Source organism: Klebsiella sp. MS 92-3 (assembly GCF_000195655.1).
In the GTDB taxonomy this organism is placed as follows: Bacteria; Pseudomonadota; Gammaproteobacteria; order Enterobacterales; family Enterobacteriaceae; genus Klebsiella; species Klebsiella pneumoniae.
In genome coordinates this window covers 125,472-134,925 of the sequence record NZ_GL882806.1, presented here as the reverse complement: position 1 = coordinate 134,925, position 9,454 = coordinate 125,472, and the positions used below count along the sequence as shown (strand labels likewise).

Annotated in this window: 12 protein-coding genes; 4 read left to right on the top strand and 8 right to left on the bottom strand. The window is 35.6% G+C overall.

The genetic code is table 11. The features are described 5' to 3' along the window. The 3 genes from HMPREF9538_RS14015 to HMPREF9538_RS31605 all read right to left on the bottom strand — a co-directional run. On the bottom strand, positions 1-865 hold an 865-nt coding region (locus HMPREF9538_RS14015; protein ID WP_032457108.1), incomplete at its 3' end, for a relaxase/mobilization nuclease domain-containing protein. Next, the gene (locus tag HMPREF9538_RS0127695) at positions 834-1,262 is read right to left on the bottom strand and encodes a hypothetical protein (RefSeq protein ID WP_032420177.1); all 429 of its coding nucleotides are present in this window, start codon (positions 1,260-1,262) and stop codon (positions 834-836) included. The genes HMPREF9538_RS0127695 and HMPREF9538_RS14015, both read right to left, overlap by 32 nt. Positions 1,263-1,525: 263 nt before the next feature. Then, complete coding sequence (locus tag HMPREF9538_RS31605) at positions 1,526-2,272, bottom strand: hypothetical protein (RefSeq protein WP_009485086.1); 747 nt, start codon at positions 2,270-2,272, stop codon at positions 1,526-1,528. Positions 2,273-2,565: 293 nt separating this feature from the next. On the opposite strand from HMPREF9538_RS31605, the gene HMPREF9538_RS0127690 reads away from it, so the two are divergent. Next, positions 2,566-2,817, top strand: a complete 252-nt coding sequence (locus HMPREF9538_RS0127690; protein ID WP_016239400.1) for a hypothetical protein — start codon at positions 2,566-2,568, stop codon at positions 2,815-2,817. Between the two features lie 21 nt (positions 2,818-2,838). On the opposite strand, the gene HMPREF9538_RS29970 is transcribed toward HMPREF9538_RS0127690, so the two are convergent. Genes HMPREF9538_RS29970 through HMPREF9538_RS0127685 form a run of 5 tightly spaced genes read right to left on the bottom strand, consistent with a single transcriptional unit; the run spans position 2,839 to position 6,017 of the window. Further along, positions 2,839-3,261, bottom strand: a complete 423-nt coding sequence (locus HMPREF9538_RS29970; RefSeq protein WP_020316780.1) for a hypothetical protein — start codon at positions 3,259-3,261, stop codon at positions 2,839-2,841. Between the two features lie 24 nt (positions 3,262-3,285). Continuing rightward, on the bottom strand, positions 3,286-4,251 hold the full coding sequence (locus HMPREF9538_RS29965; RefSeq protein ID WP_009485084.1) for a caspase family protein: 966 nt from the start codon (positions 4,249-4,251) through the stop codon (positions 3,286-3,288). 7 nt (positions 4,252-4,258) lie between these two features. Beyond that, positions 4,259-4,660: a TIR domain-containing protein gene (locus HMPREF9538_RS29960; RefSeq protein ID WP_071606019.1), complete on the bottom strand. Its 402-nt coding sequence runs from the start codon at positions 4,658-4,660 to the stop codon at positions 4,259-4,261. An 11-nt stretch (positions 4,661-4,671) separates the two neighbouring features. Further along, the gene (locus HMPREF9538_RS29955) at positions 4,672-5,460 is read right to left on the bottom strand and encodes a hypothetical protein (protein ID WP_001058485.1); all 789 of its coding nucleotides are present in this window, start codon (positions 5,458-5,460) and stop codon (positions 4,672-4,674) included. 2 nt (positions 5,461-5,462) lie between these two features. Then, on the bottom strand, positions 5,463-6,017 hold the full coding sequence (locus HMPREF9538_RS0127685) for a hypothetical protein (RefSeq protein ID WP_000389592.1): 555 nt from the start codon (positions 6,015-6,017) through the stop codon (positions 5,463-5,465). Between the two features lie 483 nt (positions 6,018-6,500). Here HMPREF9538_RS0127685 and HMPREF9538_RS29950 point away from each other — a divergent pair, with 483 nt between their 5' ends. Genes HMPREF9538_RS29950 through HMPREF9538_RS29945 form a run of 3 tightly spaced genes read left to right on the top strand, consistent with a single transcriptional unit; the run spans position 6,501 to position 9,369 of the window. Then, a complete protein-coding gene (locus tag HMPREF9538_RS29950; protein ID WP_009485083.1) occupies positions 6,501-7,403 on the top strand; it encodes a sce7726 family protein in 903 nt (300 codons plus the stop codon). 6 nt (positions 7,404-7,409) lie between these two features. After that, on the top strand, positions 7,410-8,342 hold the full coding sequence (locus tag HMPREF9538_RS0127680; protein ID WP_032420182.1) for a sce7725 family protein: 933 nt from the start codon (positions 7,410-7,412) through the stop codon (positions 8,340-8,342). Between the two features lies 1 nt (position 8,343). Continuing rightward, positions 8,344-9,369 carry an RES domain-containing protein gene (locus HMPREF9538_RS29945; RefSeq protein ID WP_009485080.1) on the top strand — a complete coding sequence of 342 codons (1,026 nt, stop codon included), beginning with the start codon at positions 8,344-8,346 and terminating at the stop codon, positions 9,367-9,369. Positions 9,370-9,454 lie beyond the last annotated feature (85 nt).

The following is a 9,454-nucleotide window of genomic DNA, read 5'->3' as shown; positions in this document are numbered from 1 at the left end:
GAGCAGGAGCAGGAGCAGGAGCAGGAGCAGCAGATTGGTCTTTTATCGATATGTCGCTTCGCAGAGCTTCTGTGTGGTCAGGGTTGTAGTTAAGCTGCTTTTGAAGATTTACCCAAGAGTATGCCTTTCCAAGTTTAGATGCCTTGAAAGCTATATCGCGGTAGGAGAATGAGAACCCGTTCATTTTCCCGGTTGAAGCGACATTCGCCGTCCAGCCGACTTCTGCTTCTTCCAGTCGTTTTGTGAAAGTTAGAAGGTCCGGCTTATCAGATAAACTTTTATCAAGTATCTGCTGCAGAGCTTCTTTGGGGGAGGGAAGGCCAGTCCGTTCTGAAAGCATCTGTTCATTGCGGGAAACCTTTCTTCGCTTCGGTTGCTTTGGTGTAATGGAAGGTGCTGTCTTGGTCACTGTCAGACCGTGAGCGATTTCGAGTTCACTAATGATCCGGGTGCTGATGAGGTTTTCGTTTCTGCCAAGGTATAGCTTTCCAGCATAGAGGTCTATCCTGCTTGCAATGATATGTATGTGCTGGCCGGCAGAATCGTCATGTAGAACATAGCAGCGGAGATGGGTCTCATTGAACCCCATCTTCTTCATATAGTCGTCAGCTATCATTGCCCATTGGTCATTCGATAATGATTCACCATCAGGTAAGCGAAGCGAGTTATGCCAAACAGCCTTCTGAACATCTGAGCGAAGCTGTTTTGTGCCATTGAATTCGGAAATCAGTTCAAGAGCAGAGCCACTTAACATGTTCCCGCCAATTACGACTGGATCGCTTTTATGATGTGAACCTGGCTTCAATGCATATTGGACCACACCAGCAAAGTTCTTACCCCTCTTGATCTTCCGCATACCCTTCACGAGGGGCACTCCAAAAATCTGTTCTTAACAAGTTGTGACGAAGCTCTTCCAGTTGTCGCTTCACAGCGAAAAGCTCTGTATGAGTAAGGTGACTATCTTTGCTCTTACCATCTATGTGGGCCGCAATGCGATTTAGCTTTTGCGATATGTCAGATAATGCTTTCCAGGCCTCAGTATTAATCGCTGGAATAACAGGAGGTAACTTTTGAAGGGAAGCCATACGAAGCCATTCTCCTTTCGAATAATGCTCCCTCAATGTATTAAGCTTGGCCAATTCAGCATTGTTAAGACGAACACTAACACAATGAATACGTAATTCCTGTGGTAGTAAGTTACACTTTGAGGTTGAATGTTTTGCATACTTAGTGTTCAAAAACTGCGATTTTTTATTTGCCATATAAACTCCTTTTATATGTCATACTTTTAAAGTAATTAACTAACTTTATCTATTGTTATAGTAAATAATCATTATTTTTCAATGTTAAGCGCGATTTAATATGTTTGATTCGCCTATTAAATAAGAATAGGCGACCAAATAAAAAAAGAGGTTAATTACTAAATATGATAAATCTAAATAATAAAAATGGAGATGAATATCTAAATAAGCTGTAAATATTAGTTTATTCATTAGAAAACAAGGGCCAAAAGGCCCATGTAAAATTAGTTCCATTCAAAGTGGAATACATATCCATTTAATGTTAAAAAAGTTAGAACCAATATTAAAGTTATGATCCCACCATTACCAATAGCTTGAATACGGAATAAATTAGTTATTTTAAGACTTATAAACCAAAATCCAGACATGTTTTTGTTAGCTAAGGAGTATGATAATTCTCTGAATGCGGCGAAGATTATCAATATTATTGATGCACCAATCAAGATACTCGAAGATATCAACGACAAAGAAAGGTTTTTGCCATATTCGTTTAATCCGTTCCAAAAACCTGAAACTGATACGGCTTGTTTCGATAAGTCTATAATTTCTTGTGGAACATTTATATTCAAATATTCATTTAATAAAAAAACAGAACCTCCAGCTAAGACTATGAAAAAAAATCTGACAACATCTGTCGTTTCAATCTCTTCCCTAAGAACCAAAGCTATAATCCCAATTATTGATAATACAGGAGAGAATAAAGCACCTGTTTTTAAAATGGGATATATTTCTTGATAATGGGTGAAGAATGACCAGATAACAAATCCTATTCCTACAGTTAAAATGGCCGCTCCCGCCATAAAAGCACCTGCATCACCATCACCATTAGAATTTTGCTTTGTATAATGATTGTTAATGGTTCGATTATTTATGACTTGAGTATTCTGAACATTAAATCCACCACTATTGCTTTGGCTGACATTAGTATTTTCGGTATTGTTTTTGATATTAAAATCCGCAAATTTTCCCATTTTTTATTCCAATCCAAACGAAGAAGTAATAATTTTACATCGATTGATTTGTAGATCATAGAAGTTTCGTATTGGCATACGAAAGTTATCTTTCCATGTGGCAATTAATTACATCCTAATTAAAAGAGTAATTCGAAAGTTAAGATCCCAGGTTTTAAATCATTCTTTTTCAATCATAGAGCAGAAAAAGCAAGGCAACTTAGAGAAGCGGAGCATCTCTGAGTTAGCTCTTGCTTGTGTCTATTGACAATTTAAATGTTTAGGTTATTTATAAACAAAAAGGAGAAAATATAATGATTGATGTTAATCTATATAATGAGTCAGTTACTCAGTTAGGTGTTTTATTAGATGCCAAAAAAGTTGTTGATCGAAAGAATAATGGAGCACTTACTGCATACTATATTCTGGAGGTTAGATATCCAAGTGGAATATCATATGAACATTATTTCTATCCAGATGATAAAATTCTTACACTTATCGGTAAGGATATAGTATTTGATCGCATTGACTATAATCAAGAAAAAATAATAACACATATTTATTAGTTAAAATATGTGTTATTAGAATTAAGGAACGGAAGGCTTTAATTGAGATTTAATTATGTGTTTCTCAATGCTGGTATTAATAAGCTTTTTTACATCATGTTTTTTATTAAGTTTTGAGCTGGAAACTAATGAGTTTGCAATGTCATTTTTGGCTAACAATGCATGATGTGACTGAAGTTGAGATGAATTATTTAGAACACATAAAGAGTAAAATTGAAATTTTGAATCTCGCAATTTTTCTTTAAAGTCTTCAATTACCTCTGCATTTCCTAAAATATTTAGTAGCTCATTTACCGCATCGTCAAATGAAGAAAATGTATCAATACATATACCATTAACTACATCAATGATAAAATATATAATTCCATCATGTGAAGGAGAATTGCCATCAATGTCTGTTAAAAATACTTCTACTATAATGTAATACGAATTAACTGGATTCATTTATGACCTCTAAACTATGTTAATTTATATTCTTTGCTTTTGTGCAAGTTTTTTATAATAAACACCAAGTGCTGTTAATCTGCATCCTGTAGAATTCATAGCTGCGAAATACATATGTTCCGCATCTACAGGTTCAACTAAACCGTGTCTATTACATGCCTGCAATTGCTTAAATGTATTTATATTATTTTCATCAGGTATGTTAGATTCAGGTTCAAAGCTAGGATTCAAGTTGAAAACAGATGAGTCTTCTTTGAACCAGACTGGTAACATTCTTAGGGTGTCTAAGGAAATCCGTGGACCTGTTTCCCTTAAGATGACAAACCTAGAAACATTAGTTTTAAATACAGGTCGTTGCTCCCACTCACCCAAAGCTTGGTCAACAAAGCTGTATAAACTCCCCGGAGTAACATATCCTAATATATTAGCCCCCGCACCGTACAAGGCTTCTAACATTAATGTAGTAAATATACCATGGCCATTTTCCTCCATGGCAAACTCATCTCTTTGACATGCGGTTAAAATTGTGCTTCCATCTGAAATTAGAGATTCACCACCTCTTAAATTCCTGATTTGTCCGGCAGCACCTGATTGACAGCAGTCAAGTATTATAATTTTATTTCGTATTTTATCTGCATTATTTGCCCAATTTAATATATCACTTATCCTCACTCCATTATTTTTACTTTGATTATAATCAAAAGGTAGAATGACTCCTTCATCTATATTTTGATCAAAGTATCCATGTCCTGCAAAAAATAATAGAGCAATATCGGCATCGCCGTTAAATAGCATCTGAATTTCTTTTTCAAGTAATTCGCGTGTTACCGGTTTCGCTGGGGAGTTTATTAACTTTTTTGCACCAAAATTTGGTCTTCCATCAGAGTGTCGGCTTAACACTTCTGACATAGATATGGCATCATCTTCGCATCCTTTGAGATCTTGAATGCTTTCATATTCGTTTATACCAATGAATAGAGCTTTTCTCATAGGTGCCTCATGATAATTCTCTTATAGCAGCGACAATGCTATCAGCATTCCACTTAACGATTCTATCTGCAGCATTTTTTACTACAGTAGAAGTTCTTTCAGAACCCCATGGTTCTATTGCTATAATAGGTTTTCCATATTCTTTAGCTATTCTTATTTCTGCATCTATCCATTTACTATAAGTAGCATAAACGCCAGCTAAAATGAGAACGACACTGCTCGGTGACATTTGACTCTTAATTGCTGAGTAAAGCGCAATGTCACCTTGTGCCCCTATTATAGGATCTATTCTTGGCACAGAGTAATTTTTAAAATAAAAATACCCTCTATTATGAAGAATGTTCAATAGTCGGTCATAACTATCAGTATACTTCCATGAATGGCTAATAAAAAGATTATAAGTTTTCATATTATCATTACCTATTTTTTAGACGGTTCTAATAAATATCCAGAAACGGCTTTGTCTCCTGATCCAAATGATTTTAATCTGAAACGAAGTGTTCCATTTTTAGATGTCGGCCATTGGGCATGTAGATTAGTATCCACACAAATTTCGTTTCTTCCTGAAGATAGTTTCGTTGCTCTAAATACACATTCACCAAATGCTTTAACTTGTCTTTCCTTTGGAAGTCCAACTAAAGAAACTATTGCTTTACTGATCCCCATTCCCACCCCTAGATCAATTTCTGGCAATCTATATCTTTCAAATATAATACGGTTAAGTAAAGGTCTTAATTCACCGATAATATCATTTGCAGCCCTGCGAGCCCTATACATAGCATCAGTTTTGTCTTCCTCATCGACTAAAAAAAATGCCAAGATACCATCTCCTAAATATTCTGTAGTTTTCCCATCATGGAATGAAACAACTTTTGCTAAAGATGGCAATAAAGCTGACGTTTCGTAAAATACTCGTTGTAAGTCTGAAATATCCGCTTTCTTTGGTGAAATTGCTTGTAACAAATGATTGGTCGAGTCTCTCATATCTGCGACTAATGCTATGAACTCACCAATAATGGTTTGACCCTCATAAATAGGTGGAAGACCAGGCATCAGAGATTCGTTAATAGCAAAATCTCGGCTATCTTGAGCATGGCTTTTCCTCATTTCAAGGGCTATTTTATAACCACCATTTCTCCAATGGGCTTCCGCTTGATCAAGCGAGCTATTAATTATTTGTTCTATTGCGGCTTTTTGTTCGTTATTCATATTTAGATCTTAATGAAATTATTTATTAAATAAATGGCTGTACTTAGTAGTAGCCAAAAAGACATAAGTTTAGTAGATCTAGAATAATATCCTAACTTAATTTCTCTAATATATGTTATTTTCATTTTCTCATATGTTAATTCTTTAAGGATTCCATTCTGGTCAGGTAAATTGCTAACTACCTCATCTACTGTAAGATTAGATGTTACTTTTATTTTAAAACCAAAATTTTCCGTTTCAATCTTGAAAATACCTTTGCCATAAAATAATCCGCTTGGTTTAGCTCCATGCATGTGTTTGTTAGGATCTGAGATACTTGTTAAAGCCAGAAAAAGATATACTACAGATAATAGCCAACTTACACATATTGAAATCAAGCATAATTTATAAATTGCATTTGCAGACCATATTGTCATCACGGTGCTATTCAATGTTTGTAATACAGTGATAGGCATAAATGCAATTACAAAGAGGAACCCAATTTTTACATCAATAGCTTTAATTGTTGCTTGTGTGTCGTTCAAGGACTGATATAGAAAATTAATTTTATCTTCCACAATAGTTTCCAGAGGTCATTTTTTCTTCAATGATATGATAAACCCTCACGTTGAACAAGGGGTTAGATAGTGTTCGAAAGTTAAAACGCATATAACAATAGGGAATAAATAGGGAAGACATATTCCTTAAGGGTATATTAATATTCATACAACCCATTTGACTTTGCCAAAAAATGGTACTTTACCCTATGTTAAAGAAAAACATTTCGTATGCACCTATAGAGTTGCATCTTTCAGTGTTTTTTATCGTTTATGATCAATAGATTGTGTTAGATCTCACAAACATAGTTATTGCAGACTACTAGAATTGGTGCATACAGTTAGGCTATCGACTTTTCTATGCAGGACACTGCTGGTTTGGTAACCTAAGGTGAAGATTTTTTCATAGCTTTCCTATACCGATGAACGACGTTTAGGTGGGTTTTGCTAAGGATTTTGACAGTAACCAAACAAGATCCTGAACGATGGACTATGTGATTCACCATGATGAGAAGTAACGATCTTAACTCTTTTCAATTGACTGCTTTAAGTAGACTTTTTTCCGCTTCCGTCTTCAGCGAGATAGCGAAAAAAGGGCAGTCTCCTATGTTTGCTCGCTCTCTCCGAGAGACCGAGCTTTTCGACCATGCAGATACACTTGGGATTACCGTTGGTGAAGCCTTCAATGAGGCATTTGCCTTACTCAGACAAACAGGCTTGCGGAATGAGTATGTTTATCGTTCTGCACTCACACACAATCTTTTGCTTGGGAAACATTCATTAAGAACTGCCTGTATGCTTAATGAATTCAGAATCGGCTCTTGCAAAGCTGATCTCATCATTCTGAACGGAACTGGAACGGTTTACGAAATAAAATCCGAAAGGGATTCCTTAAGCCGTCTACATAACCAAATAACAAACTACCGTAAAGCATTTGGGAAAATCTATGTGATAGCAGGTTCAGAACATATAGATGATGTGCTGAAAACAACTGAATCTACCATTGGGGTATTGAGTTTAACCCGATGGAATCGAATTTCTACCATTAGAGAAGCTGAAGAAGTCTTAGACTTTTTATGCCCTGTAACAATCTTTGAGTCATTAAGAATTAATGAAGCGAAAATTATTGCTTCCGAGTTAGGTATAAAAATCCCCGACTTACCGAATACCCAAATGCATGGTTTCTTAAAAGAAGAATTTAGTGGTCTACCACCTGTTTCTGTATATAATTTAATGCTAAAAACTTTAAAGAAAAGCAGAAGTTTACTTTCTTTAAGAGAGTTGATTCTTAACTTACCAAAGTCTTTACAACCAGCGGCACTTTCTGTTCAGCTTCGCTCTAAGGATCATGAGCGATTAATTAATACTATGCAGCTTCCTCTTAATGAGGCATTGTTATGGGAGTAACAAACTATGTATTACCCTTATTTTCGTGGGAAACAATTTGAACTGTTAGCTATTAGAGACACTGCTAATGTAATGGCTGAGGCAGGTTTTACTCCAATTATAGAGCCTGTGAGAGAGGCTCTCAATGGCCTTGAGCGAACACTGAAAACAATAAAAGAAAATGATGGTAAAGCTATTGTCATCATTAATCCGGCATGTGGTGATCACTCTTCCGATGGACAAAGTATAGCTCAATTATTAAAAAATGAATTTAGTAATTATAAAAATATTTCTGTAGGAATACTTCTGGATAAGAGTATGACTATTGTTAAGGTTGATAATCTCCTTCATTCAGATCTCGTTCATGAAGTCACCTTTATCCATGCTGGGTTTGATGAGCCAAAAGCTTTACATGAAAGATTTGGGGATGGATACAAACATGTATTTATTTCAAACTATTGTTCTAAAGCTTATCGAAAACATTTTTCGGGTTCAGAAAGAATTTTAATTAAAGATGGCTTTGAAAAAAGACGAAATGCTGACCATCCCGATTCTGAGTTCTTTTCAGATCTTCATCTTAACTATGAAGAAGAGGGTATGAATGGTTTTGGTGATTTTTTAATTGTTGGTGATGAATTTAGTGAGTCCGGTGGCCCTGCATATGCTGTTGCTATTCATCTAACTTACATTAATACTAAGCATGAAGATGAAATGTATATCTATCATTTTGTTTCGACAACACGTGATACACCGACAGATCCAGCAGGTAAGTTCGCACAGTCCCTTGATAAATTAATGGCTGCCTTAAATTCAGGCAAATCCATGTTGCTTGAAACGTCGGCTATCAAAGAATTTAGACGATTACATAATCCGAGCCACTTCCCTGGTTTAGGGACAGTTAAAAAATTGTCTATGATTCACCATATAGAAACCCTAGCCGATTTCATGGATGGTAAATAATATGATCAAGTACTGCTGTGCGAGCTGTTTTGGGGATAATGGTTTAAAGAAAAATATCATACCTTCACTTTCCCCAGATTTTGGCGATTGTTCGTATTGTGGTACCAAAGGTATTGAGATTATTGAGCCTCATGCTTTATTTGATCACTTTAGTTCATTGATAAACATCTACGAAAATTATCCGGATGGTAAGAGCCTAGTGGCACATTTGAAAGAGGATTGGAAGCTATTTTCACATCCTCTTTTAGATGAGGCTCATGCCAAAGAGTTATTAGGTGATATACTTGATGATGGGAATATTGTTAGAAAAACCTTCGTACTTTCTGATGATTATAAGAGTGAATCTCTCGCATTATGGGATCATCTTTGTCAGGAACTCATGTATGAAAATAGATATTTTCTCAATAAATCACTTGATACAGATAGGCTTGGCGAGTTATTAAGTTTCCTTGCTTTAGATGATTTCTCTAAAACTTGGTATCGAGCCCGTATTTATGCAGATGATGCTGCTTTTACGATAGACCAAATGGGGGCTCCCCCCAAGAGATTAGTTAGTCATGGGAGAGCAAATCCTACAGGTATACCGTATTTATATCTTGGATCTAAACCAGATACAGCTTTGTCTGAAATTCGACCTCATACAGGTGACAGAGCTTGTGTCGCAGAGTTTACTTTAAAAGATAACCTGACTCTTATAGACCTAAGAAACCCTCGTGAAACCGTTTCACCGTTTTTATTAACCGATCCAGGTGAAATGGGTAAAATGCTTGCAGATATACCTTTTCTTGAACGACTTGGTTATGAACTAACAAGACCTGTATTACCTAAAAGTGCAGCCCTTGATTATATTCCAAGTCAATATATATGCGAATTTATTAAGAAAACTGGCTTTCATGGAGTACTTTATAGTAGTTCTGTAAGTGAAGGAATCAATCTTGCTCTTTTTGATCCGTTAAATGCGACTGGAGGCAATGTAAGTATTTATGATATAGATAAAGTCGAAGTTAGTGTAAGCAAACAAGATTAATATACTCTTTGTTCGATTATCACCAATCGGGACTGATGGTATCAATGATGGTATCTAACCCACTATGTTAAGTTTTAATCTCTTA

Excerpts from the sequence above, each read along its gene's own strand:
- HMPREF9538_RS29945 (WP_009485080.1), top strand. The coding sequence starts at position 8,344 with ATGATCAAGTACTGCTGTGCGAGCTGTTTTGGGGATAATGGTTTAAAG.
- HMPREF9538_RS29950 (WP_009485083.1), top strand. The coding sequence starts at position 6,501 with ATGATGAGAAGTAACGATCTTAACTCTTTTCAATTGACTGCTTTAAGT.
- HMPREF9538_RS29970 (WP_020316780.1), bottom strand. The coding sequence starts at position 3,261 with ATGAATCCAGTTAATTCGTATTACATTATAGTAGAAGTATTTTTAACA.
- HMPREF9538_RS29965 (WP_009485084.1), bottom strand. The coding sequence starts at position 4,251 with ATGAGAAAAGCTCTATTCATTGGTATAAACGAATATGAAAGCATTCAA.
- HMPREF9538_RS29960 (WP_071606019.1), bottom strand. The coding sequence starts at position 4,660 with ATGAAAACTTATAATCTTTTTATTAGCCATTCATGGAAGTATACTGAT.
- HMPREF9538_RS0127680 (WP_032420182.1), top strand. The coding sequence starts at position 7,410 with ATGTATTACCCTTATTTTCGTGGGAAACAATTTGAACTGTTAGCTATT.
- HMPREF9538_RS31605 (WP_009485086.1), bottom strand. The coding sequence starts at position 2,272 with ATGGGAAAATTTGCGGATTTTAATATCAAAAACAATACCGAAAATACT.
- HMPREF9538_RS29955 (WP_001058485.1), bottom strand. The coding sequence starts at position 5,460 with ATGAATAACGAACAAAAAGCCGCAATAGAACAAATAATTAATAGCTCG.
- HMPREF9538_RS0127695 (WP_032420177.1), bottom strand. The coding sequence starts at position 1,262 with ATGGCAAATAAAAAATCGCAGTTTTTGAACACTAAGTATGCAAAACAT.
- HMPREF9538_RS0127690 (WP_016239400.1), top strand. The coding sequence starts at position 2,566 with ATGATTGATGTTAATCTATATAATGAGTCAGTTACTCAGTTAGGTGTT.